The organism is Arthrobacter sp. ISL-85, from assembly GCF_018613675.1.
In the GTDB taxonomy this organism is placed as follows: domain Bacteria; phylum Actinomycetota; class Actinomycetes; order Actinomycetales; family Micrococcaceae; genus Arthrobacter.
In genome coordinates this window covers 428603-452920 of sequence record NZ_JAGGPQ010000005.1, presented here as the reverse complement: position 1 = coordinate 452920, position 24318 = coordinate 428603, and the positions used below count along the sequence as shown (strand labels likewise).

The 24318-nt window shown below is 68.1% G+C and carries 20 protein-coding genes; 6 read left to right on the top strand and 14 right to left on the bottom strand.

Annotated features, from left to right (window positions below):
• From J7I84_RS04915 to argC, 10 genes are all read right to left on the bottom strand, one after another.
• Entirely contained in the window at window positions 1–762 is a 762-nt protein-coding gene (locus tag J7I84_RS04915) for a maleylpyruvate isomerase family mycothiol-dependent enzyme (protein WP_214941296.1), read from the bottom strand.
• 9 nt (window positions 763–771) lie between these two features.
• Window positions 772–1332 carry a pyridoxal 5'-phosphate synthase gene (locus J7I84_RS04910; RefSeq protein ID WP_214941294.1) on the bottom strand — a complete coding sequence of 187 codons (561 nt, stop codon included), beginning with the start codon at window positions 1330–1332 and terminating at the stop codon, window positions 772–774.
• A gap of 173 nt (window positions 1333–1505) precedes the next feature.
• Window positions 1506–2933 (bottom strand): argininosuccinate lyase, encoded by a 1428-nt coding sequence (gene argH / locus J7I84_RS04905; protein WP_214941292.1) that lies wholly within the window; start codon window positions 2931–2933, stop codon window positions 1506–1508.
• 5 nt (window positions 2934–2938) lie between these two features.
• Window positions 2939–4144 carry an argininosuccinate synthase gene (locus J7I84_RS04900; RefSeq protein ID WP_214941290.1) on the bottom strand — a complete coding sequence of 402 codons (1206 nt, stop codon included), beginning with the start codon at window positions 4142–4144 and terminating at the stop codon, window positions 2939–2941.
• Between the two features lie 45 nt (window positions 4145–4189).
• Window positions 4190–4720, bottom strand: a complete 531-nt coding sequence (locus J7I84_RS04895) for an arginine repressor (RefSeq protein ID WP_159632296.1) — start codon at window positions 4718–4720, stop codon at window positions 4190–4192.
• A complete protein-coding gene (gene argF, locus J7I84_RS04890) occupies window positions 4720–5721 on the bottom strand; it encodes an ornithine carbamoyltransferase (RefSeq protein ID WP_214941288.1) in 1002 nt (333 codons plus the stop codon). The genes J7I84_RS04895 and argF overlap by 1 nt, the downstream gene beginning before the upstream one ends.
• Window positions 5718–6971, bottom strand: coding sequence for an acetylornithine transaminase (locus J7I84_RS04885; RefSeq protein WP_214941286.1), 1254 nt, complete (start codon window positions 6969–6971; stop codon window positions 5718–5720). Before J7I84_RS04885 ends, argF begins: the two co-directional genes overlap by 4 nt.
• The gene (argB, locus tag J7I84_RS04880; protein ID WP_214941284.1) at window positions 6968–7927 is read right to left on the bottom strand and encodes an acetylglutamate kinase; all 960 of its coding nucleotides are present in this window, start codon (window positions 7925–7927) and stop codon (window positions 6968–6970) included. The genes J7I84_RS04885 and argB overlap by 4 nt, the downstream gene beginning before the upstream one ends.
• A gap of 70 nt (window positions 7928–7997) precedes the next feature.
• Window positions 7998–9164, bottom strand: a complete 1167-nt coding sequence (gene argJ, locus J7I84_RS04875; RefSeq protein ID WP_214941282.1) for a bifunctional glutamate N-acetyltransferase/amino-acid acetyltransferase ArgJ — start codon at window positions 9162–9164, stop codon at window positions 7998–8000.
• Entirely contained in the window at window positions 9161–10192 is a 1032-nt protein-coding gene (gene argC, locus J7I84_RS04870) for an N-acetyl-gamma-glutamyl-phosphate reductase (RefSeq protein ID WP_214941279.1), read from the bottom strand. The genes argJ and argC overlap by 4 nt, the downstream gene beginning before the upstream one ends.
• 154 nt (window positions 10193–10346) lie before the next feature.
• Between argC and J7I84_RS04865 the strand changes: the two genes are divergently transcribed.
• From J7I84_RS04865 to J7I84_RS04855, 3 genes are all read left to right on the top strand, one after another.
• Window positions 10347–11312 (top strand): quinone oxidoreductase, encoded by a 966-nt coding sequence (locus tag J7I84_RS04865; RefSeq protein WP_214941276.1) that lies wholly within the window; start codon window positions 10347–10349, stop codon window positions 11310–11312.
• A gap of 163 nt (window positions 11313–11475) precedes the next feature.
• Complete coding sequence (locus tag J7I84_RS04860; protein ID WP_214941411.1) at window positions 11476–15450, top strand: Pls/PosA family non-ribosomal peptide synthetase; 3975 nt, start codon at window positions 11476–11478, stop codon at window positions 15448–15450.
• Window positions 15451–15461: 11 nt separating this feature from the next.
• Entirely contained in the window at window positions 15462–16823 is a 1362-nt protein-coding gene (locus J7I84_RS04855) for a M1 family metallopeptidase (RefSeq protein WP_214941273.1), read from the top strand.
• Here J7I84_RS04855 and J7I84_RS04850 read toward each other — a convergent pair.
• Genes J7I84_RS04850 through pheS form a run of 3 tightly spaced genes read right to left on the bottom strand, consistent with a single transcriptional unit; the run spans window position 16787 to window position 21130 of the window.
• Window positions 16787–17491 carry a 4'-phosphopantetheinyl transferase superfamily protein gene (locus J7I84_RS04850; RefSeq protein WP_214941270.1) on the bottom strand — a complete coding sequence of 235 codons (705 nt, stop codon included), beginning with the start codon at window positions 17489–17491 and terminating at the stop codon, window positions 16787–16789. The genes J7I84_RS04855 and J7I84_RS04850 overlap by 37 nt on opposite strands.
• Before the next feature lie 31 nt (window positions 17492–17522).
• Complete coding sequence (gene pheT / locus J7I84_RS04845) at window positions 17523–20066, bottom strand: phenylalanine--tRNA ligase subunit beta (RefSeq protein WP_214941268.1); 2544 nt, start codon at window positions 20064–20066, stop codon at window positions 17523–17525.
• Between the two features lie 2 nt (window positions 20067–20068).
• Entirely contained in the window at window positions 20069–21130 is a 1062-nt protein-coding gene (pheS, locus tag J7I84_RS04840) for a phenylalanine--tRNA ligase subunit alpha (RefSeq protein WP_214941267.1), read from the bottom strand.
• 200 nt (window positions 21131–21330) lie between these two features.
• On the opposite strand from pheS, the gene J7I84_RS04835 reads away from it, so the two are divergent.
• The 3 genes from J7I84_RS04835 (at window position 21331) to J7I84_RS04825 (ending at window position 23670) form a co-directional block, all read left to right on the top strand.
• Window positions 21331–21783, top strand: a complete 453-nt coding sequence (locus J7I84_RS04835; RefSeq protein WP_214941264.1) for a hypothetical protein — start codon at window positions 21331–21333, stop codon at window positions 21781–21783.
• Window positions 21784–21800: 17 nt separating this feature from the next.
• Complete coding sequence (locus J7I84_RS04830; RefSeq protein ID WP_311381064.1) at window positions 21801–22445, top strand: SIMPL domain-containing protein; 645 nt, start codon at window positions 21801–21803, stop codon at window positions 22443–22445.
• Window positions 22446–22536: 91 nt separating this feature from the next.
• A complete protein-coding gene (locus tag J7I84_RS04825; RefSeq protein ID WP_214941261.1) occupies window positions 22537–23670 on the top strand; it encodes an Rv2578c family radical SAM protein in 1134 nt (377 codons plus the stop codon).
• 40 nt (window positions 23671–23710) lie between these two features.
• Here J7I84_RS04825 and J7I84_RS04820 read toward each other — a convergent pair whose 3' ends face one another.
• Window positions 23711–24166, bottom strand: coding sequence for a (deoxy)nucleoside triphosphate pyrophosphohydrolase (locus tag J7I84_RS04820; protein ID WP_214941259.1), 456 nt, complete (start codon window positions 24164–24166; stop codon window positions 23711–23713).
• Between the last annotated feature and the right edge of the window lie 152 nt (window positions 24167–24318).

Sequence of the window (24318 nt, the reverse complement as noted above, 5' to 3'; positions counted from 1 at the left end):
CTACTTCGGGTCAGGCATCGCCGAGGGCCAGGGCAGGAGGCCGGGGAGGTCGGTGCCGTCCCCGGCGGCCGTGGCCCGCAGGCTGTCCAGCGACGGCTGCCGCCCGGCGAGCCACGCGGCAATGTCGGTCACCATGCCGCTGACTACCGTAGAGCGGGTGCCGCTGCCGATGCTCACCGGAGGCAGGCCAAGCGGCTGCAGCAACAGTTTCTCTTCCGGAGGCACGCGGGCGGCCAGGAAGTCGAACAGGTGCTCACAGAACGGCCGGCTCCAGGTCTCCGGTCCCCGGCCCGTCAACAGGTCGGCGTTATGGATGACCAGTTCGCGCCACAGCGCCAGCCCGCCGTCCAGGACCACCCCCCGCCTGAAGGAAATGGGCGCCCACCAGCCGGTTTGGTTAGCGGACGAATCCTTGACGCCGGGCAGTGCATCAAACGCCCGCAGTGCACGTTTGAGGCCGGCGGACACATCTTCCCGGTGGGTGGCGGCATCGTGGCCGGCAGCCATGTCGATGGCCCTGTTCCGGCCATCCATCCCGCCGTCGTACAGCTCAATGGTTTCTCCCCGCGCGGCGTACTCAAGTTGGCGCGCCATGGCATTGGAGATTCCGGCCACGTGCGCCAGGACGTGCCCGCGCGTCCAGCCGGGCAGGGCGGACGGAGCCTTCACGTCCTCGTCGGTGAGCTTGGAGACGTCGGAGGTGACGGCGTCGGCGGCTTGGTGGATTCCGGAGAGCAGGTCGGCAGGGGAAGGTGAGGTCATGCGGCCAGCCTAGCCGAGCGATTTGTCCAGCGGACTGCCGTGCGGGCCCACACGGTGGCGCACGTGCCGGCCGTCGTTGCTGGCCTGCCAGAACTCGAGTTCGGTGGGCTGCAGGGCGTAGAGCTGCCAGTGCGGGTTGTCGCTGCCGTCCGCCCGGGGCCGCTCCTGCCAGTCGACGGCGGAGGCCTCAGCGGAAAGCTCAACCACGGTGCCCGCCACCCGGACCTGCCGGCCCAGGCCCGGCCAGTAAAAGTTCATTGCCGCGCGAGGTGACGCCGCCAGTTCCCGGCCCTTGCGGGAGGTGCGGGACGTGGCGAAGTGCCAGCCGTCGTCGTCGATGTCCTTCAGGATCAGCATCCGGGAGGACGGTTGCGGGCCGCCGTCGGACCCTGCGCCCACCGTGGCCAGGCTGAAAGCGTGCGGTTGCTGCTCCCCCGCGTCCAGCGCCTCGTCCAGCCACTGCTTGAAGAGCAATGCAGGGTCCGGCGGTGCGTTCTCCGGGTCGAAGCCGGGAAGGTTGGACGGGAAATCGGGCAGGGTGCGAAGGAACTTGCGGAAGGTCTCGCTCATGAAGCCAGCCTAGCGGCGCGTCAACCGCCCTCGTCCCCCAACGCCCGCTCAGATATTGCAGGGCAATTGGCAACGCCCGCTCACGCTCTACACCTAAAACGCCAACGCCCGCTCACTGTCCTGAAGAAAGTGAGCGGGCGTTGGCCCGAAAAGCGCAGGAAGTGAGCGGGCGTTTAGCCGGCGTACTCGCGAACCCGGCCCAGTTCAGCTTCCAGCGCAGCCAACTGGCGTTCGACGGCGGCCGGCGCGGTTCCGCCCTGGGAGTTGCGGCTGTTGAGCGAGCCCTCGGTGGAGAGGACGGTGCGGACCTCCGGAGTGAGGTGCTCCGAGATCGCCGCGTACTCTTCGTCCGTCAGGTCCCACAGCTCAACGCCGCGGGACTCCGCCTGCTTGACGGCCGCGCCGGACAGCTCGTGGGCCTCACGGAACGGCACGCCCTGGCGGACCAGCCACTCGGCGATGTCCGTCGCCAGGGCGAAGCCCTGCGGTGCCAGCGATTCCATCCGTTCGGTGTTGAACTTCAAAGTGGCGATCATGCCGGACACAGCCGGGAGCAGCAGCTCCAGGGTATCGGCGGCGTCGAATACCGGTTCCTTGTCCTCCTGCAGGTCGCGGTTGTACGCGAGCGGCAGGCCCTTGAGCGTGGCCAGCAGCCCGGTGAGGTTGCCGATCAGGCGCCCTGCCTTGCCGCGGGCCAGCTCTGCCACATCCGGGTTCTTCTTCTGGGGCATGATCGAGGAACCCGTGGAGTACGAATCATCCAGCGTGACGAAGGAGAACTCCTTGGTGGCCCAGAAGATGACTTCCTCGGAGATGCGGGACAGGTCCACGCCGATCATCGAGCAGACCCACGCGAACTCGGCGAAGACGTCGCGGGAAGCGGTACCGTCGATCGAGTTGTGCACGGCGGAGAAGAACCCCAGGTCCGCGGCCACCGCTTCGGGGTCCAGGCCAAGCGAGGATCCGGCCAACGCGCCGGAACCGTAGGGCGAAACACCTGCCCGCTTGTCCCAGTCCTGCAGCCGCTGCACGTCGCGCAGCAGCGCCCAGGCGTGGGCCAGGAGGTGGTGGCTGAGCAGGACGGGCTGGGCGTGCTGCAGGTGGGTGCGGCCCGGCATGGCCACGCCGTGGTGCGCCTTGGCCTGCTCCACGAGCGCGTCCACGGTAGCCAGGACACCGCGGGCGATGATCCGCGCGTGGTCGCGCAGGAACATCCGGCCCAGGGTTGCCACCTGGTCGTTGCGGGACCGGCCGGCGCGGAGCTTGCCGCCCAGCTGGGCGCCGGCACGCTCGATCAGGCCGCGTTCCAGCGAACCATGTACGTCCTCATCGGATTCCGCCGGCAGGTACGCACCTGAGGCCACGTCCTCGTCCAGCTGCGTCAGGGCGGCGAGCATGCCTTCCAGCTCGGCGTCGTCCAGCAGGCCGGCCTTGTGCAGCACGCGGGCGTGCGCCTTGGAGCCGGCGATGTCGTAGCGCGCCAGCCGCCAGTCGAAGTGGGTGGACTTGCTCAGCGCGGCGAGGGCGTCTGCGGGGCCGCCGGCGAACCGGCCGCCCCACAGGGCACCTGCGTTGGTTGCCTCCGTTTTTTGCTCAGCCACGCGGGCTACTTCCCTGCGACGCGGATGTCGCGGCCGGAGGCGACCTTGGCGGACATGCCCCACAGCTCGATGAAGCCCTTGGCCTGGGACTGGTCGAAGGTGTCGCCGGTGTCGTAGGTGGCCAGCGAGAAGTCGTACAGCGAGGTGTCGGAGCGGCGCCCGTTGACGATGGCCTGGCCACCGTGCAGGGTCATGCGGATGTCGCCGGTGACGTACTTCTGGGTGTCCTCGATAAAGGCATCCAGGGAGCGCTTGAGCGGGGAGAACCACTGGCCGTCGTAGACCAGCTCTGCCCAGCGCTGGCCGACGGTGGCCTTGAAGCGGGCCTGCTCGCGCTCCACGGTGATGTCTTCGAGGTGCTTGTGCGCGGTGATCAGCGCCATGGCGCCCGGGGCTTCGTAGATTTCGCGGGACTTGATGCCCACCAGGCGGTCTTCGACGACGTCGATGCGGCCCACGCCCTGCGCTCCGGCGCGGCGGTTCAGTTCCTTGATGGCCTGCAGCGGGGTGACCTTGACGCCATCGATCGCGACGGGAACGCCGGCTTCGAAGGAGATGGTGACCTCGTCCGGCGCCGGCGGGAACTCCGGGGTGGCGGTGTAGTCGTAGATGTCCTTGGTGGGGGCGTTCCAGATGTCCTCGAGGTAACCGGTTTCCACTGCGCGTCCCCAGACGTTCTGGTCGATGGAGTACGGGTTCTTCTTGGTGGTCTCGATGGGCAGTCCCTTTTCCTCGGCGAAGGCGATGGCCTTGTCGCGGGTCAGGGCGAGGTCGCGGACCGGTGCGATGCACTTCAGGTCCGGGCCCAGGGTCTGGATGCCCACTTCGAAGCGGACCTGGTCGTTGCCCTTGCCGGTGCAGCCGTGCGCAACGGTGGTGGCTCCGAATTCGCGGGCTGCCTTGACCAGGTGCTTGACGATGACCGGGCGGGAGATGGCGGAGACCAGCGGGTAGTGGCCCTGGTAGAGGGCGTTGGCCTTCAGGGTGGGCACGCAGTATTCGTTGGCGAACTCGTCCGATGCGTCGGCCACGTAGGCCTCCACGGCGCCGCAGCCCAGGGCGCGCTGGCGGATGGTTTCGAGCGATTCGCCGCCCTGTCCGACGTCGACCGCCACGGCGATGACCTCGGCACCGGTGGCTTCACCGATCCAGCCGATGGCGACGGACGTGTCCAGGCCGCCGGAGTAGGCCAGCACAATGCGTTCAGTCACTTTAAATGCTCCTTGTTGGGGTTGGTTGGTTTGTTGTCTTCAAGCTTATTGCCCGGCTTCCTCGGCGAGTTGCAGGAAGCGGGCGGCGAGGTCCGGGCCGCCCAGCGGGTCACGGGAGACCAGCAGGACGGTATCGTCACCGGCGATGGTGCCCAGGATGGACGGCATCACCGAGTGGTCGATGGCCAGGGCCAGGAAGTTGGCGGCACCGGGCGGGGTCCGCAGGACTGCGATGTTGGCGGACGCCTCGGCGGTGACCAGCAGTTCGCTGCACAGCCGGGCGAGCCGGGCATCCAGGATCTCCTGGGTGACGCCGCTCTTGGCGCCCCGTTCGCCGCCTTCGCCGGGGACGGCGTAGACCAGGACGCCCTCCTTCCCGCGGACGCGGACGGCGCCCAGTTCCACGAGGTCGCGGGACAGCGTGGCCTGGGTGACCTGCACGCCGTCGTCCGCCAGCAACGCCGCGAGCTCCGCCTGGGAACGCACGGACTGCCCGGTGAGGATGGCGGTGATGCGCGCCTGCCGGGCGGTCTTGGTGGCGGGGCTGGTGCCCGGGGAGGACGGCTGGGCGGACACTAGAACGTGCTCTCCCCTGTACCTTCAACGGGGGAAAGGCCGTCCACGAAGGCCAGGCCGGAGCGGTGCATCAGCCAGGCCATCAGTGCCTTCTGCGCGTGCAGCCGGTTTTCGGCCTCGTCCCAGACGATGGACTGCGGCCCATCGATGACGTCTGCGGAGATCTCGTAGCCACGGTACGCGGGCAGGCAGTGAAGCACGACGGCGTCATCCGCAGCAAGTGCCATGGCACCGGAGTCCACTGAGTACTCCCGGAACAGCTGCATCCGGGCTTCCTTTTCGGCCTCCTGGCCCATGGACACCCAGGTGTCGGTGGCCACGACGTCTGCCCCCTGCAGCGCTTCCTTGGCATCGGTGGTGATGAGCACGGAGCCGCCGGTTTCCGCCGCCCGCTCCTCGGCTGCCGCAACGATCTCCGCGGCCGGCAGGTAGCCTTCCGGCCCGGCGATGCGGACGTGCATGCCGGCCGTGACGCCGGCCAGCAGGTAGGAGTTGGCCATGTTGTTCGCGGCGTCGCCCAGGTAGCTCATGGTGAGTCCCTTGAGTTCGCCCTTGTGTTCCTTGACGGCGAGCAGGTCGGCCAGGAGCTGGCAGGGGTGGTAGTCATCGCACAGGGCGTTGATCACCGGCACCCTGGAATTCTCCGCCATGGCCACGAGGCCGGAATGGGCACCGGTGCGCCACACGATGGTGGACACCATGCGTTCCAGGACCTTGGCGGTGTCCTCCACGGACTCCTTGTGCCCGATCTGGGCTTCGCCGGGGTTGATGATGAGGGCGTTGCCGCCCATGTCGGCAACGCCGGTGGCGAAGGAGACGCGGGTCCGGGTGGAGGTCTTGTCGAAGATCACGGCCACGGTCCTGCGGCCGCTGCCTTCCGCAGCGTAGGGCTGGACGCTGTAGGGGGCGGCCTTCATGCGGGCGGCAAGTTCCAGCACTTCTGCCTGCTCGGCGGGGCTGAGGTCGGTGTCCTTGAGGAAGTGCCGGGTTGCGGTTGTCACTGGGCGTCCTTAGCTGCTTGGAGGATTGCCGGGAAAGCGGAGAGGAAGGTATCGGCCTGTGCCGTGGTGAGGATCAGCGGCGGGGCCAGGCGAATGGTGCGCGGGCCCGGGCTGTTGACGATGAAGCCGGCATCCAGGCCGGCCTGCACGACGGCGGGCGCGACGTCGGCGTCAAGGTCGAAGCCGATCAGCAGTCCCTCGCCCCGGACCTCGGTGACGCCGGCTATGGCAGCCAGCGCGGAACGCAGGTGCTCCCCCACGGCGGCGGCGTTGGCCAGCACGTTTTGGCTTTCCAGGGCATGCAGGGTGGCCAGGGCCGCCGCGGTGGCCACCGGGTTTCCGCCGAAGGTGGTGCCGTGCTGGCCGGCGGACAGCAACGACGACGTCTGCTCACCAAAGGTGATCATGGCACCGATGGGGAAGCCGCCGCCCAGCCCCTTGGCCAGCGTGATGGCGTCCGGGACGATCCCTGCGTCCTCGCTGGCGAACCACTTGCCGGTCCGGCCGATGCCGGTCTGGACCTCGTCCAGGATGAGCAGGGCGCCCACGTTGCTGGTGGCTTCCCGCGCTGCCTTCAGGTAGCCGGGCGGCAGCGGACGGACGCCTGCCTCGCCCTGGATGGGTTCCAGGAACACGGCGGCGACGGTGTCGTCCACGGCTGCCTCCAGGGCGGCGATGTCACCGAACGGGATGTGCACCACGCCGCCGGGCAGCGGTTCGAAGGGTGCACGGTAGGCTTCCTTGGCCGTCAACGCCAGCGCGCCCATGGTCCGGCCGTGGAAGGCCCCTTCGAGGGCGATGATCCTGGTCCGCTTCACCGGGCCGTCGCCGGAGTTGCGGCGCGCCAGCTTGAAGGCGGCCTCGTTCGCTTCGGTGCCGGAGTTGCTGAAGAAGACCTTGGAGCCGGCCGGTGCGTGGGCAAGTTCCAGGAGTTTCTCAGCCAGCGCCACCTGGGTGGGGCTGGTGAAGAAGTTTGACACGTGGCCCAGGGTGGCCAGCTGGCTCGCGATCACGGAGGTCACGAAGGGGTGGGCGTGGCCCAGGGCGTTGACGGCTATGCCGCCGAGGAGGTCCAGGTATTCCTTGCCGTCGGCGTCCCACACCAGGCAGCCCGCGCCGCGGACCAGGACGCGCTGCGGCGTGCCGAACACGTTCATCAGCGAGCTGGAGTAGCGGGACAGCCACTCGGAACCGGCGTGGCCGGTGGTTTCCACCAGCTCATTTACTGATGACTCTTCCATCGTGTTCATCCGTTGATCTCCTCGTCCGGGACTACCTGGGTGCCGATGCCCGCCGTCGTAAATGTTTCAAGAAGCATGGAGTGGGGCAGGCGCCCGTCCACGATGTGTGCGCGTTCCACGCCTTCGTCGACAGCCTTGAGGCAGGCCGCCATCTTCGGGATCATGCCCGATTCCAGCCTGGGCAGCATGTCCCGCAGCTCCGACGCCGTGAGCGAGGAGATCAGGGAGGACTTGTCCGGCCAGTTGGCGTAGAGGCCTTCGACGTCGGTCAGGATCACCAGCTTGGACGCGCCCAGCGCCGAGGCGACCGCCGCCGCCGCGGTGTCCGCATTGACGTTCAGGACCTGGCCTGTGGGCTGGAACCTCGCGGTCCCCACCACGCCGTCGCCGCCGTCGACAATTTCCGGGGCCACCGTGGAAATCACGGGAATGCGGCCGGCGGCGAGGATGTCAACGATGCCGGTGGGGTCCACGCCCACCACCTCGCCCACCAGCCCAAGGTCAACGTCCTCGCCGTCCACCACGGTCCCGGTACGGACGGCACGGAGCAGGCCGCCGTCTTCCCCGGACATGCCGACGGCGTAGGGTCCGTGGGAGTTGATCAGGCCCACCAGCTCGCGTCCCACCTGGCCGGTGAGGACCATGCGGACCACGTCCATAGCCTCAGGGGTGGTGACGCGCAGGCCGCCCTTGAACTCGGACTCTATGCCCAGCCGGCCCAGCATGGAGTTGATCTGCGGGCCGCCGCCGTGCACCACCACGGGGTGGATGCCCACATGGTGGAGGAAGACGATGTCCTCGGCGAAGGCTCGGCGGAGCTCGTCGTTGACCATGGCGTTGCCGCCGTACTTGATCACCATCGTGGTACCGGCGAACCGCTGGATCCAGGGCAGGGCCTCGATCAGCGTTTCTGCTTTGTCCTGCGCGGCGGACATGCTGGTGGTTTCACGCGTCTGGGTGTTCATGTTGTCACTTTCCACAGCGGCTCGAGCCTGGCGGGTTTGCCCCTGGCGGGTACTTCCTTGGCCGGGGCTCCTAGCTGGAGTAGGCGCTGTTTTCGTGCACGTAGTCGTGGGTGAGGTCGTTGGTCCAAATGGTCGCTTCGGCGTCGCCTGCCTGCAGGTCGATCTCCACCAGCACTTCGCGGGGTTCCAGGTCCACCAGGCTGCGGTCATCGCCGATGCTGCCGTTGCGGCAGATCTGGACTCCGTTCATGGCCACATTCATCTTGTCCGGCTCGAAGGCTGCATCAGTGGTGCCCACGGCGGAGAGCACGCGGCCCCAGTTGGGGTCCTTGCCAAAAATGGCGGCCTTGAAGAGATTGGAGCGGGCCACGGAACGGCTGACCGTCTCGGCGTCGGCCTCGCTGGCCGCGTTGAACGTGCGGATGGCGATGTCGTGGCTGGCGCCCTCGGCGTCCGCGATCAGTTTGCGTGCCAGCTCGGCGCAGACCTGGGTCAGTCCGGCGCCGAAGGCTTCGGCTGACGGCACGGCACCGGACGCGCCGGAGGCCAGCAGGACCACGGTGTCGTTGGTTGACATGCAGCCGTCTGAGTCGGCACGGTCGAAGGTGACGCGCGTGGCGTCGCGGAGGACGACGTCGAGCATTTCCGGCTGGACCATGGCGTCGGTGGTGAGGACCACCAGCATGGTGGCCAGGCCGGGAGCCAGCATGCCGGCCCCCTTGGCGATACCGCCGATGCTGAATTCCTGGCCGTCGGCGTCGGTGCCGATGAAGAGGGCGGACTTTGGCACGCTGTCAGTGGTCATGATGGCGGTGCCGGCGGCAGGACCGCCGTCCGGGCTTAGCGCCGCCGCAGCAGCCTCCACCCCCGGCAGGATCTTGTCCATGGGCAGCTGCTCGCCGATCAGGCCGGTGGAGCAGACGAACACGTCGGTGGCCGAAATACCCAACACCTCCGCCACTTTTTCCGCCGTGCTGTGGGTGTTCTGGAACCCTGTGGGACCGGTGCAGGCGTTGGCGCCGCCGGAGTTGAGGATGACGGCGTCAACGCGGCCGTCGGAGACCACCTGGCGGGACCAGTGAACGGGGGCCGCTGCCACCCGGTTACTGGTGAAGACGGCGGCAGCAGCCTTGGAGGGGCCGTCGTTCACGACCAGGGCAAGGTCCGGGTTGCCGGAGGCCTTGAGTCCGGCAGTGACGCCGGCGGCCCGGAATCCCTGGGGTGCGGTGATGGTCACGGGGCTACTCCCTGCAGGTTGAGGCCGGCGGTTTCCGGCAGGCCGAGTGCGATGTTCATGGACTGGACGGCGCCGCCGGCAGTGCCCTTGGTGAGGTTGTCGATGACGCAGGTGACGATGACCCGGCCGGTGTGGGAGTCGAACGCCAGCTGCATGGCGGCGTGGTTGGAGCCCTGGACGGACTTGGTGGTGGGCCACTGGCCTTCCGGCAGCAGGTGGACGAACGGCTCGTCTTCATATGCCTCGGCCCAAGCCAGGCGCAGCTGCGCGGCCGTGGTGCCGGCCTTGACCTTTGCAGTCGCGGTGGTCAGGATGCCGCGGCTCATGGGGGCCAGGGTGGGCGTGAAGGAAACGGTGACCTGCTCCCCCGCTGCGTTGGACAGGCCCTGCTCGATTTCCGGCGTGTGCCGGTGGCCGCCGCCCACGCCGTAGGGGCTCATGGAGCCCATGACTTCGGCTCCGATCAGGTTGACCTTGGCGGCCTTGCCGGCACCTGAGGTGCCGGACGCGGAAACGATCACGACGTCGTCGGGCTCCAGGAGGTGCGCGGCGAACCCGGGGGTCAGGGCCAGGAGGGCGGACGTTGGGTAGCATCCGGGAACGGCGATGCGCTTGGCTCCCTTGAGGGCTTCGCGCTGGCCGGGCAACTCGGGGAGTCCGTAGGGCCAGGTGCCGGCGTGCGCGGAGCCGTAGAACTTTTCCCAGGCGTCCGGGTCTTCGAGGCGGTGGTCGGCGCCGGCGTCGATGACCACTGTCCCTTCCGGCAGTTGGGCCGCGATCTCAGCGGAGGCCCCGTGGGGCAGCGCGAGGAAAACGACATCGTGGCCGGAGAGGTTTTCCACCGTGGTGTCCTCGAGGATGCGGCTTGCCAGTCCGTGCAGGTGCGGCTGAACTTCACCGAGGCGGGAACCGGCGTTACTGTGGGCTGTGATGGCGCCAATGGTCACACCCGGGTGCCCCGCAAGGAGGCGGAGGACCTCGCCCCCGGCGTAGCCGCTGGCTCCCGAAACCGCAACAGAAATAGTCATGCTTCGACTATACAGCAATAGTTATGCATTGGTGCTGATAATTATGCATGAACCAGGGCCGGAACGCTGCCGCTTGTCGTCCCGGACCCGGGGTATCCCTAGGATGGTTTCGGCAGGCGGGGCCGGAGAGGCCGGGACCCGTGAAAGGAGAGCAATGACGCACGCAATCGTCGCACGGCAGGCAGGCGGACCGGAAGTCCTTGGCTACACAGAGGTGGAACCCCCTGTTCCCGGCCCGGGGCAGCTGCTGATCAAGGTCGGGGCGGCCGGCGTCAACTTCATCGATACCTACAAGCGCAGCGGCACCTACAAAGTCTCCTACCCCTTCACTCCCGGATCAGAGGCCGCCGGCACGGTGGAGGCGGTGGGCGAAGGCGTCACCGGCTTCGCCGTGGGTGACCGGGTGGCCACCGCCGAAGGCATCGACTGCTACGCGGATTACGCACTGGTGGACCAGGACGCAGCGCTGCCGGTACCGAAGGGGCTGGACATCTTCACCGCCGCCGCCCTCCCCCTGCAGGGCGTCACCGCCCATTACCTGATGAATTCCACCTTCAAAGTGGAGCCCGGCCACAAGGTCCTGCTGCACGCCGGCGCCGGCGGCGTGGGGCTGCTGCTGATCCAGCTGCTTAAGGCACGTGGCGCGGAAGTCATCACCACTGTCTCCACTGATGAGAAGGAACAGCTTGCGCTCGACGCCGGAGCGGACCACGTGCTGCGCTACGACGGCTTCGCGGAGCGGGTCAGGGACATCACCAGCGGGACGGGCGTTGACGTCGCCTACGACGGCGTGGGCAAGGACACCTTCGACGGTTCGCTGTCCGCTTTGCGTGTCAGGGGGATGTTGGTCCTGTTTGGAGCGGCCTCAGGTCCCGTCCCGCCATTTGATCCGCAGCGCCTTAATGCCGCGGGCTCGGTGTTCCTGACGCGCCCCACCATGGGCCACTACCTGCGGGACGCAACGGAGCGGCGCTGGCGTTCGGACGAGGTGTTTGCCGCCGCTGCGGACGGCAGCTTGAAGGTCCGGATTGGCGCGCGCTACCCGCTGAGCCAGGCCGCGCAGGCTCACCGGGACCTTGAGGGCCGCAAGACCACAGGGAAAGTCCTGCTGGTTCCCTAGGTACCGGCTACATGAACAGCCGGCAAACGCCCGGACCGCCGGAAACGGCACGTCCGGGCGCGCCGGACACCTGTTGTTCATCTTCTCCCCGGAAACTACGGGGGTGACCCAGCAGCAGGTCCCCTCCGGGGATGCACGTTCCGGCGAGGAGCCAGCCAGCACCATGACAAACGGAGCAGCAGCCCCGGCCCGGTTCCAGGCGCCCGACGACGGCAGCCGGCACCCAGCGGTCCACCAGCCCCAACTGCCCGGCGCCCCCGCGGCACCGCCAGCCAGGACGCTGATTGACATCCTGCAGGACACGGCGGCCCGTTTTCCCGAGGCGTCCGCACTGGATGATGGCCGCACATCGCTCAGCTACGCCCAATTGCTGCAAGCCGTCCGGGCCACCGGCCGACGGCTGCACCTCGCCGGCCTGGGCGCCGGCGACAGGATTGGCGTGCGGATCCCCTCCGGCACCAGCGAACTGTATGTTTCCATCCTTGCCATCCTCCTGGTGGGCGCAGCCTACGTTCCCGTGGATGCGGACGACCCCGATGAGCGTGCCCGGTTGGTGTTTGGCGAAGCCCGGGTGGCAGCCGTCCTCAGGGCAGGCGGCGCTATTGAACCGGGGCCGGCGGGAACCCGACGCGGCGGCCCCTTCAAGGGGGCCCGGCCACCCGGACCTGGCGACGACGCCTGGATCATCTTTACGTCGGGGTCCACCGGAACGCCCAAAGGGGTGGCTGTCCAGCACCGGTCGGCGGCGGCCTTCGTGGACGCGGAGGCGAGGATCTTCCTTCGCGGGGATCCGCTCGGCCCCCAGGACCGGGTCCTGGCCGGCCTGTCCGTCGCGTTTGACGCCTCGTGCGAGGAGATGTGGCTCGCGTGGCGTCACGGCGCCTGCCTGGTGCCCGCGCCACGGGCCCTGGTCCGCACCGGCATGGATCTTGGGCCCTGGCTGATCAACCACGGCATCACGGCCGTCTCCACCGTGCCCACCCTCGCGGCGCTGTGGCCCGCTGAATCACTCGAAAATGTGCGCCTCCTGATCTTCGGCGGAGAGGCCTGCCCGCCGGAACTGGCCGAACGCCTTGCCGTGGAGGGCCGGGAAGTCTGGAATACCTACGGCCCAACCGAAGCGACGGTGGTGGCCTGCGCGGCACCCCTCGGGGGCCCCGGCCCGGTGCGGATCGGGCTGCCCCTGGACGGCTGGGACCTGGCCGTCGTTGACGCGAATGCGGTACCGGTGGCCGAAGGTGCGGTGGGCGAGCTCATCATTGGCGGTGTGGGCCTGGCCCGCTACCTTGATCCGGCGAAGGATGCGGAAAAGTACGCGCCCATGCCCAGCCTGGGGTGGGACCGCGCTTACAGGTCAGGCGACCTCGTACGCTACGAACGGGCGGGCCTGGTCTTCCAGGGCCGCGCCGACGACCAGGTCAAGCTGGGCGGCCGCCGGATCGAACTCGGCGAGATCGACGCGGCCATGCAGGCACTTCCCGGGGTTTCCGGCGCGGCGGCGGCAGTGCAGACCACTGCCGCGGGCAACCAGATCCTGGTGGGCTACCTCGCGTCCGTGTCCGGCCAGGACCTGGACCTGGCGGCCGCACGGGAACAACTGTCTGCCAACCTCCCGGCGGCCCTGGTGCCGTTGCTGGCGGTCGTGGAGTCGCTCCCCACCAAGACCAGCGGAAAAGTGGACCGGCATGCCCTGCCATGGCCACTGGCCGGTGCGGGCGCCGCCGAAGCAGATTCAGCTCCGTTGAACCTCCCGGACGATGCCGCGTGGATCGTGGAGCAATGGAGCAGCGTGCTGGGCAGTCCCGTCAGCTCGCTGGACGCCGACTTCTTTGCCTACGGCGGCGGTTCACTGTCCGCCGCGCAACTGGTCTCCGCACTGAGGGTGCGCTACCCCACCATCACGGTGGCCGATGTCTATGCCACGCCCAGGGTGGGGGCACTGGTGGAGCTGGCGCGGCAGGTCCACCCGGCCGGGGACTCCGGTCCTGCGCGGGAGCGCACCGTGAGGCCCACCGCCAGGAAGTCCCAGGTCTTCCAGACGCTCATGGGGGTGCCCCTGCACATCCTGGTCGGCATGCGCTGGCTGACCTACCTCATGGCCATCAACAACCTGTTGGCCGGATTTGCGGGATTCACCGCAGCGCCCACTGTTTCATGGTGGTGGGTCGCAACCTCCTGGCTGGTCTTCGTCAGTCCTGCCGGGCGGATGCTGGTATCCGTCGCCGCAGCCAGGCTCCTCCTCCGCGGCGTCGAGCCGGGGATCTACCCCCGGTCCGGCCGGGTCCACCTCCGGTTGTGGCTCGCGGAACAAATCCAGGACCTCGCCGGTGCCATCAGCCTCGCCAGTGCACCTTGGGTGCCCTATTACGCCAGGGCGCTGGGGGCGAAAATTGGCCGGGACGTCCAGCTACATTCACTGCCGCCTGTCACGGGAATGCTGACGCTGGGCAGTGGGGCCAACGTGGAACCGGAGGTGGACCTTTCCGGGTGGTGGATCGACGGCGACAACGTCCACATCGGTGCCATCCGGATTGGACGGGGCGCCAGTATTGGGGCCCGGAGCACCCTGATGCCGGGGGCTTCGATCGGGGCGGGCGCCCAAGTGGAAGCCGGCTCTGCGGTGTTGGGGAAGGTGAAGGCTGGCCAGCTGGCGGCAGGTTCACCGGCCCGGCGGCAAGGCAAGGCCAAGCACAGCGTGCCGGACACCCCGGTCCAGGGAAGGCTGGCCGCGAGGGCATGGTTCGTCGGCTTTGCGCTGGCCTCGGCAGTGCTGTCCACCATCCCCTACCTCTCCGCTGCCGCAGGGCTCTGGGCCGCATTTGCCTTCATCCAGGGCAGCAGCTCGCTGACAGGCGCCCTGCCCCGGCTCGTGGCGGCCCTGGCTCCGGCGTCGCTGGTGTGGTTCGCCGCGAACGCACTTCTAATCCTGGCGGCCACTCGCCTCCTGTCCGTCGGCATCACGGAGGGCTATCACCGGGTCCGCAGCCGCGTCGGGTGGCAGATCTGGGCTACTGAACGGGTGCTGGACCTGGCCCGGGACCTGCTCTTCCCCATTTATGCCAGCCTCTTCACGCCGGTATGGCTGCGCCTCCTGGGAGCAAAGGTGGGCAGGAACGTGGAGGCATCCACGGTGCTGCTGATCCCGAAGATGACCACCGTGGGTGAAGGGGCGTTCCTCGCCGACGACACCATGGTGGCTGCCTACGAGCTCGACGGTGGCTGGCTGCGCGTGGCTCCCGCAAAAATTGGCAAGCGGTCCTTCCTGGGCAACTCCGGCATGACCGCCGCGGGCCGCAACGTCCCGAAGAATTCGCTGGTGGCCGTCCTGTCGGCCACTCCGGCAAAAGCGAAGTCCGGCACCTCCTGGCTGGGAAGTCCGCCCGTCCGGTTGCGGCGAACGGCCATCGCATCCGACGACACCCGCACCTTCCAGCCGCCGCCCAGGCTGAAGCTGGCACGCACCCTGTGGGAGCTCGGCCGGTTCCTGCCCGTCATGCTCACAGCCGGTATCGCGGCCGGCACCATGCTGGCCTTCGACTGGATCGCGGCCGGCTTCGGTTACGCCGTGGCCGCGCTGCTCACCGGCCTGGTGATGCTGCTCGCCGGATTTGTGGCCGCCGCAGCGTCCGTGATCGCCAAATGGGTTCTGGTGGGACGGATCCGTCGCGGCGAACATCCACTGTGGAGCTCCTTTATCTGGCGGAACGAAGTGGTGGACAGCTTCATCGAACTGGTCACGGCGCCGTGGTTCGCCCGGGCAGCATCGGGCACCCCCGCGCTGGTCTGGTGGCTGCGGGCGCTCGGGGCGAAGATTGGGGGCGGGACGTGGTGCGAGAGCTACTGGCTGCCCGAGGCGGACCTTGTGACGCTGGGCCGGAATTCCACGGTGAACCGGGGCTGCGTGGTGCAGACCCACCTGTTCCACGACCGTGTGATGAGCATCGACGCTGTTACGCTCGAGGACGGGGCCACCATGGGCCCGCACGGGGTCATCCTTCCCCAGGCCAGCATTGGCGGCGGCGGAACGGTGGGGCCGGCGTCCCTTGTGATGCGCGGCGAGGCAGTGCCCGCCGCAACGTACTGGATGGGTAACCCGGTCAGCCCATGGAGCGGGCCCGGATCGCCGTCTGCCACCTAACCGAAGGTCCCATGAGTTCTTCAGCATCTGCCGCCCGGGGCGCAGTTAACGCAGCCACCGGGACCTCCCCCGACCCGTACCTGCCCGCCGCCGGGACAAACGCCTTCCGCGTCGAGCGGTACGAACTGGACCTGGACTACCGTGTGGCCAGCAACCGGCTCAGCGGCAAAGCGGTGCTGCACGGCGTGACCTGCGCTCCGACGTCGGCCCTTGTCCTGGACCTTGTTGGCCTGCGCGCCGCGAAGGTGCTGCTGGATGGCCGCAAGCCGCTCCGCTTCACCCAGCGGGCCGGGCAGCTGGTGGTCACCGCGCCGCGCCCCTTCGAACCGGAACAGCCCTTCACCCTGGAGGTGCGCTATGAGGGCAATCCGCGGCCACGCCGCGGGCCGTGGGGCGAGGTGGGCTGGGAGGAACTGACCGACGGAGTCCTGGTGGCCGGGCAACCCAACGGTGCACCCTCCTGGTTCCCGTGCAACGATCGCTCCGGGGACAAGGCGAGCTACCGGTTCACCGTTACCACCGAAGCGAACTACCGCGTGGTGTGCAACGGCGTACTGGAAACGCATACCGCCCGCGCCAGCCGGGAAACCTGGGTCTACGAACAGGCGGAGCCGATGGCCGCCTACCTGGCCACGGTGCAGATTGGCAGGTACGCACTGCTGGAGCTGGACAGTGGACGGCATGGGATGCCGGTTCCGCAGTCCGTGGCCGTTTCCCCCGCGCTGGCGGACCGTGCGCGGACGGGATTGGCCCGGCAATCGGCAATGATGCGCACGTTCAGCAACTGTTTCGGTCCTTATCCGTTCCCTGCCTACACAGTGGTGGTGACCGAGGACGAACTGGAAATCCCGCTCGAGGCGCAGTCATTGGCCATCCTGGGGCCAAACCACCTGGACCTGGAGTGGGACTCCCAGCGCCTGATTGCGCACGAGCTCTCGCATCAGTGGTTTGGCAATTCCCTGACGGCCGCGGGCTGGCAGGACATCTGGCTGCATGAAGGCTTCGCCTGCTATGCCGAATGGATCTGGTCCGAGGAAGCCGGTGTGATGCCCGTGGCGGAGCGGGCCGCCGCAGCCTGGGAACAGCTGGCGGAGGAGGACCAGGACATCCTGGTAGGTGACCCGGGTCCTGAGCGCATGTTCGACGACCGCGTCTACAAGCGGGGCGCGCTGGCCGTGCACGCTGTCCGGATGGCCGTGGGCGACCTCGCCTTCTTCGCCGTCCTCCAGGACTGGACGGCAAGCCACAGGCACGGCTCGGTCACCACGCAGGATTTCATCGTGGCGGTCAGCGGCGCCACGGCCATCGACGCGGAGTCGCTGCTGCACCCCTGGCTCTACGAGGAGCCGCTGCCGCCACTGCCGCTGCCCTGAACGGGCATGGAAAGGGCGACGGCGGCGGCAAAGTGTGAGGGCAGCCCGGTTTCTGCGGGGCCCAGGTCCCGCAGGCCGGGACATTCCCGGACGTCCACGGCGGACGGAGCAGTCCGGAGTCCGTCGCCGGTCATTTTCAGCCAGGCTTCCTTGCGTGCCCAAAGCCTGGCCCTCGCCGCCGGCAGCAGTTCGGCCTTGGTGTCCCGGAGGGTCCGGCGCTCCGCAGGCGTCAGGGCAACCTCGTCAAACCCGCCAAAGCCGGTACGGGACGGATTTTCGATGTCGGCGCCCAGCCGCGTTTCCGGGGCGGTGTCCACCACAGCCGCCAGCAGCGTCCAGCCGTCAGCGCGTGACAGGCTCAGCGCCAGCGGCACGCGGGCGCCGCGGTAACTGTACCCAGGCCTGCCGTGTCCCAGCCCGGGACCGGCGCCGCAGCGCGGGCAGCTGTAGGCCGGGGCCAGTTCCACGGCGGGAAGTGACATCAGTTCGGCCGCAAAGACCCGCTGGGCAACGCGGCCGGCAAGGAACACCGCGCCGGCAGCAGGTGCCATGGCCCTGGCCCGGGCCAGTTCGCTGCCGTCCAGGAGGCGTTCGGCATCCCGCCGCACCGCGGCGGCTTCCCCGGACAGCAGGAAGGGCGGGATGGCACGCACCTCAAGTTGCGCCATGACCCGCCCTTCCTTGCAAAGTGCGTGCGACCTAGCGCTGGACGGCTCCGAAGCGTTCGGCAGCCAGGGCAACTGCGCCTTCACGCGCTGCAGAGGCCTCGTCAGCGGTCAGGGTGCGGTCCGCGGCCCGGAACCGGAGCCCGAAGGCCAGCGACTTCCTGCCTTCTTCGATGCCTTTGCCCGCGTAGACATCGAACAGCGCCACATCCTCCAGCAACTCGCCGGCACCTTCGCGCAGGGCGGCGAGGACGTCGTCGGCCGGGACATCGGCCGGGACCACGAGCGCCACGTCCTGGGTAGCAACCGGGAACGTGGAGATGTGGCGGGCCACGATCACGTCCGGCGCGGCCTCGAACAACGCATCGGCATCGAGTTCCAGCGCCACTGAACGGGCGGGCATGTCCGCAGCTGCCAGCAGCTTGGGGTGCAGTTCACCTGCGTACCCGACAGTCTCCCCCGTTCGCAGCGCCAGCTTGGCGGTGCGGCCCGGGTGGAACGCCTGGTGGCTGCCCTGGCTGACCACCAGGTCCACGCCGAGCACGTCGCCGGCAAACCGGGCTAGGTCCAGTGCGTCGGCCCAGTCCCACGCGCGCGGGGTGTGGGACGCGGCGGCCGGGGAATCATGGCCGGTAAGGACAGCCGCGATGTGGAACGGCTGGTCAGGGACGCCGTCGTACAGTCCGTCAAGGACCTCATCAGCCGGCCTGGCGCCCAGCGGCGGAATGTCGGCAGTACCCACTGTCCCGTCGGGCAGGAACACCAGGCCCGATTCGAACAAGGCAAGGTCCCGGAAACCGCGGGAGTGGTTCCGTTTGGCCACCTCGATCAGTCCGGGCAGCATGGAGGTCCGCAGGTACCCGTGCCCCTCGCTGATCGGGTTGGCCAGCTTGAGGGCGGTCCGCTCCCCTCCTTCTTCGGCCACGCCAAAGGTGTCGTTGGCCGCCTTGGACACAAACGGGTAGGACAGGACCTCGGTTAGTCCCGCGTCCGCCAGTGCCTGGATGAGTCGACGGCGCTGCTGCTGGACGCGGGTAAGGCCGCGGCCGGGAGGGGCTACCGGGAGCGTGGCCGGGATCTTGTCGTAGCCCACCAGCCGGGCGATTTCCTCGGTGAGGTCTTCCTTGGTCTCCAGGTCGCTCCGCCAGCTCGGCGGCGTAACCGTCCAGCCGCCGTCGTGCTTCACCACCACGGCGCCCAGGTCCTCAAGGGAGGTGACGATCTGTTCCTCGGTGAAATCGATGCCGATCCGGGCGGCGGCGAAGCCGGCGGGCAGCTCGATGGTGATGGTTTCCGGGGCGGTTCCCACATCCGTTCCCGCTTCATCCGCGGTCCCGCCGGCCAGTTCCACCAGGAGGTCCACCACGCGCTGGGCGGCGATGCCCGCCACCTGCCAGTCCACGCCGCGCTCGAAGCGCTTGGACGCCTCGGACGGCAGCTTGTGCCGGCGCCGCGACCGCCCGATGGACACCTCGTCAAAGTGCGCCGCCTCAACGAGGATGTTCGACGTCGAATCGCTCACCTCGGTTGCTGCGCCGCCCATGACGCCTGCGATGCCGATGGCGCCGGAGTTGTCCGTGATGAGCAGGTCTTCGGCGTCAAGGGTGCGCTCCTTGCCGTCCAGGGTGGTGATCTTCTCACCGGCGGAGGCGCGGCGCACCACGATGTCCCCGGAGAGCTTGTCCAGGTCGTAGCAGTGCGTGGGCTGGCCCAGCTCAAACATGACGTAGTTGGAGATGTCCACCGGCAGCGAGATGGAGCGGACGCCTGCCAGCCGGAGCCGGGACACCATCCACGGCGGGGTGGGACGGGTGGCGTCCACGCCCCTGACGGTACGGGCCACGAAGCGGTCGCAGCCGGCCTTGCCGTAGATTGGCGCGTCGTCGTTGAGCTTAACGCCGTGGCCGCCGGAGAGCTCCGCAGGGGCCTGGACCTTGCTGGCCGGGTCCGTGAATGCGGTTCCCGTGGCGTGCGCGTATTCGCGGGCCACTCCGCGGATGGAGAACGCGTAGCCGCGGTCCGGCGTAACGTTGATTTCCGCTGCCTGGTCGTAGAGGCCCAGCAGTTCCATGGCGTCTGTGCCCACTTCGGGGTCCAGCCCGATGCGGGACAGCACCAGGATGCCGTCGTGGTCCTCGCCGATGCCCAGTTCGCGGACGGAGGCGATCATGCCGGCGGAGAGGTGGCCGTAGGTCTTGCGGGCCGAGATGTGGAAGTCGCCGGGCAGGACGGCACCGGGGAGGGTGACCACCACTTTGTCGCCCTCCACGAAGTTGTGCGCGCCGCAGATGATGCCCTGGACACCGGAAGGGTCGATGCCCTCTCCAGTCAGGGTCTGTTCCTGTCCTTCGGGGACAACGCGGACCTGGCACCAGTTGATGGTCTTGCCGTTGGTCTGCGGTTCCTTGACCAGGCTCAGGACCTGGCCCACCACGATGGGGCCCTGGAGGGTGTCCGTGGGACGGTGGACCGCTTCCTCTTCGAAGCCGACCTTGACCAGTTCGGCCATGACGTCTTCGGCCGTTGCACCGGCCGGTACTGCCGCGAATTCACGCAGCCAGGAAAGTGGGGTACGCACTGTTAGATCTCCATCCCGAAGTGCTCGCTGAACCGTACATCGCCTTCGATCATGTCGTGCATGTCGGCAACCTCGTTGCGGAACATGAGGGCACGCTCGATGCCCATGCCGAAGGCAAAACCTGAATAGACGTCCGGGTCGATGCCGGCGGCGCGCAGGACGTTGGGGTTGACCATGCCGCAGCCGCCCCACTCGATCCATCGCGGGCCGCCCTTTGCGCCCGGGTGGAAGATGTCCAGTTCGGCCGACGGCTCGGTGAACGGGAAGTAGTTGGGGCGCAGCCTTACCTTTGCCTCCTCGCCGAACATCTGCCGCGTGAAGTGCTCCAGGGTGCCGAGCAGGTCCGCCATGGACAGGTTCTTGTCGATGGCCAGGCCTTCGAACTGGTGGAACACCGGCGTGTGCGTGGCGTCCAGTTCGTCGGTGCGGAACACCTTGCCCGGGCACAGCACGTAGATGGGCACCTCGCGCTCCAGCATGGAACGCACCTGCACCGGGGAGGTGTGGGTGCGCATCAGCAAATGCGCTTCGGGGGGTTCCACGAAGAAGGTGTCCTGCATCTCGCGGGCGGGGTGGTCCGGCTTGAAGTTAAGGGCGTCGAAGTTGAACCACTCGGATTCGACCTCGGGGCCTTCCGCGATTTCCCAGCCCATGCCGACGAAGATGTCCGCGACGCGGTCCTGCAGCGTGGAGAGCGGATGCCGGGCACCGGCGCGGCGGCGGCGCGGAGCGGCGGTGACGTCAACGGTTTCCTCGATGAGGATCCGGGCATCGTTTTCGACTTCGAGCACCGCGGTCCGGTCGGCGAGCGCCTTGTTGACCCGGCCGCGGGAAGCACCCATCAGCTTTCCGGCGAGCGCCTTCTGGTCCTTGGGCAGGCGGCCGATCTCGCGGTTGGCAAGGCTGAGCGGGGACTTCTCACCGCTGTGGGCAAGCCGCACCGCCTTCAACTCGTCAAGGGTGGCCGCACCGGCGATGGCGGTGATGGCCTGGTCTACAGCGGCGTTGATGGCAGCCTCATCCGTGGGGTTCGGGATGGCGGCGCCCGGCAAAGTTTCAGTCATCTACTGTTCTTAGCTACGAGTCGTGGCTGCCGGCGGCCGGGCAGCCATGGACGGTTTCCCGCCCGGTGCGTCCGTCGCCGGCAGGTCATGGATGAATGCGCTGAACGTCAGTGTCATTCAATGACCAGGTCAGGGCGCGCCGGCAGGACCGGCGGCCACTGCCCTCCAGTCTAGTAGAACCCTCCGGTTACCATGGCCTCATGACTTTGCGGCAGCGCGCAGGTTCCCTTGATGGCCCGACGGCGGCCCAGCGGCTCAGGCGGGCAGCGAACTTCCTCAACGGGAGCACCCTGGCGGGGCTCGCCGTCGCCCTTGCCGCCCGGGCGCGGATCAGCCGGGGCCCCAGGGGCCTGGTCATTGCCGCGGGTTACCGCTGGCGCTTGCCCTTCGCGCACGCCTACACCCTGGGCAACGTGGTGTTGTGCCGCAGCACAGCCGAGGAGCTGATATCCCGGCCGGCACTCCTGGAACATGAGGAACGGCACTGCAGCCAGTATGCATGGTGCCTGGGGCTGCCCTTCATCCCGTTGTACCTGGTGGCAGCCGGATGGTCAGTGCTGCGCACCGGCAACCCGGGGACGGCGAACGTCTTCGAACGGCGGGCGGGGCTGGCTGCCGGCGGCTACCCGCTCAGCGCAGGGAGGGCCGTGTAGTGGGCCAGGAACCGCATGTGGGCGCGGATAATGCGACGATCACCGTCACGGGGACCGGATGGGCGGAAGCAGTACCCGACGTCATGCTGGTCTCCATAGGGGTGGAGTGCCGCGCCGAATCGGTGGGGGAAGCCTACGCTGCCGCCGGAAAGGACCTGGCAGCAGTCGGCACGGTCCTCCGCGGCCGCGGCGTTGCCCCGGACGATATCCGCTCAACCGGACTGGCTGTCCGGGCCGATCTCGCCTGGCGCGACGGCGAAGGCCAGCGGCTTGTGGGTTATGTAGCCTCCAGCAGCCTCGCGGTCAGGCTGCGGGACCTCAGCAGCGCGTCGGCCGCCGTCTCCGAGGCAGTCCGCTCCGGAGGGGACAACGTTCGTCTCAACAACCTTCAGCTGGCGCTTGCCGACGACTCGGCGGTCCGGGCACGGGCCCGTGATGCCGCATGGCAGGACGCGCTCAGCGCTGCGGCGCAGTATGCCACCTTGGCCTCGTCCAGTTTGGGGAGCGTCCTGTCCATTACAGACCAGCGGCCCGGACCGGGACCGGTGCCCGTTGCCGGCCTGCAGCGGGCATCCGCTACGGAAGGCCCGCCGGTTGAACCGGGCGCAAACCGGGTAGAGGCAGCGGTTGCAGTCACGTGGGAGCTGCAGCAGCAGCAGTAAGGGGCGGTTGCCAGTATTGGCGCGCCGTTGTGGCCTGCCTTCGTCGCGCGGCGCCTTGACTTATATTCGAACATGTTTTCGAATGGGTGTCATGAGATGGGAAGCACAAGCACTGGTACCCACGCCGGACACTTTGGGTGGACAGGGCCCTGCGCTGCTTCCGCTCGCAGGGCTGGTCCGCTCCGTCACCACGCCCGAATTCGCCGGAATCACGTTCCACGAGGTCACTGCCAAATCGGTGCTCAACAGGGTTGCGGCGGGATCGAAAATGCCGTTCGAATGGACCGTCAATCCCTACCGCGGCTGCAGCCACGCCTGCGTTTACTGCTTTGCCCGCAAGACGCACACCTATCTGGACTTCGACGCCGGCATGGATTTCGACAGCCAGGTGGTGGTGAAGGTCAACGCCGCGGAGATCCTCCGGAAAGAACTGAACAAAGCTTCCTGGACCCGCCAGCAGGTGGCATTGGGGACCAACACCGATCCCTATCAGCGGGCCGAAGGCAGGTACCGGCTCATGCCTGGAATTATCAATGCCCTGGCCGAGTCCGGAACTCCGCTGTCCATCCTCACCAAAGGGACACTGCTGGCACGCGACGTCCCGCTGCTCAAGAGCGCTGCCGCACAGGTGCCCGTAGGGCTTGGCATATCCCTGGCCATGACCGACGAAGCCCTTTCCGAGGCAATCGAGCCGGGCACTCCCGGACCCAGGGCCCGGCTCAAACTGGTGTCCCGGCTGCGCGAGGCCGGGCTGCCCTGCGGCGTCATGGCGATGCCCATCCTGCCGTGGCTCTCCGACAGCGACGAAGCCCTGGATGCACTGTTTGGCTCCCTGGCGGCCGCTGGTGCCACCGGGGTCACCGCGGGCGCGCTGTACCTCAAACCCGGCACCAGGGAGTGGTTCATGAAGTGGATCGCCACCCACCATCCCGAACTGGCAGGCCGCTACCGGCGGCTGTATGGGACGGGTTCCTACGCGTCCAAGGAATACCGGACCTGGCTCGCCGGCAAGGTCCGCTACTTCAAGGCCCGGCACGGGTTTTCGCATTCGTCCGGCTTCAGCCACCGCGACTTGAACAACCAGGACCTGGACGATCCCCGGGCCGAGGAAGCGGTGTACCCGGCAGGAAGCATTCCCGCCCCGGTTCCCGGCGGCTCCCCTGCTGGCTCCGCGGCCGCGGCTTCTTCGGCATCCCGGCCCGCGGTGCAGGACTCACTGTTCTAACCGGCTGTTCCACCGGCAGCGGGGTCAGCCGTATCCGTGGCTAATCACGCGCCGGGGACTTCGGCACCAGTGCTGCCACGGAGTCCAGGAGCGCGTGCACAATCGGGTAATCGGCCGGAATCCACGGCAGGCCCAGAACCTCTTCCTTGTCCTGCAGCTGGACCCAGCGCAGTTCGTCATGGTCTTCAAGAGGCGTTGGTTCGCCACTGGACACCTCGGCGAACCAGACCCTCATGCTGGCCCGCCCGTTGAGGGGCCAGCCGTCAGGTGTTTCCGCGGGCAGTTCTGCCCCCAGGCGCACGGCGATTCCGAGTTCCTCGGCCAGCTCCCGTACCAGCGCAGTTTCAGGTGCCTCACCGGCTTCAACCTTGCCGCCCGGAAACTCCCACAGCCCTGCCAGATGCTCCGGAGCGCTCCGCCGCGCCACCAGCAAGGCCGTTGGATCGGCCAGCCTGTCCACCACGGCTCCGCCTACTACCTGTATCACTCCAGTCACCGGCCCATTCTATGGGCCACAATGGGAGGGGCCGGGAACAGCAGTCCCGTCCTTGGGAATAGGTCCTGCCCGCCCAGGGTTGGCCCCACTGTCCGGACCTTCCTGCCCCATTGCCGTGGCGTCCCGCCCCATTTCCAGTTCCATACTTCGAG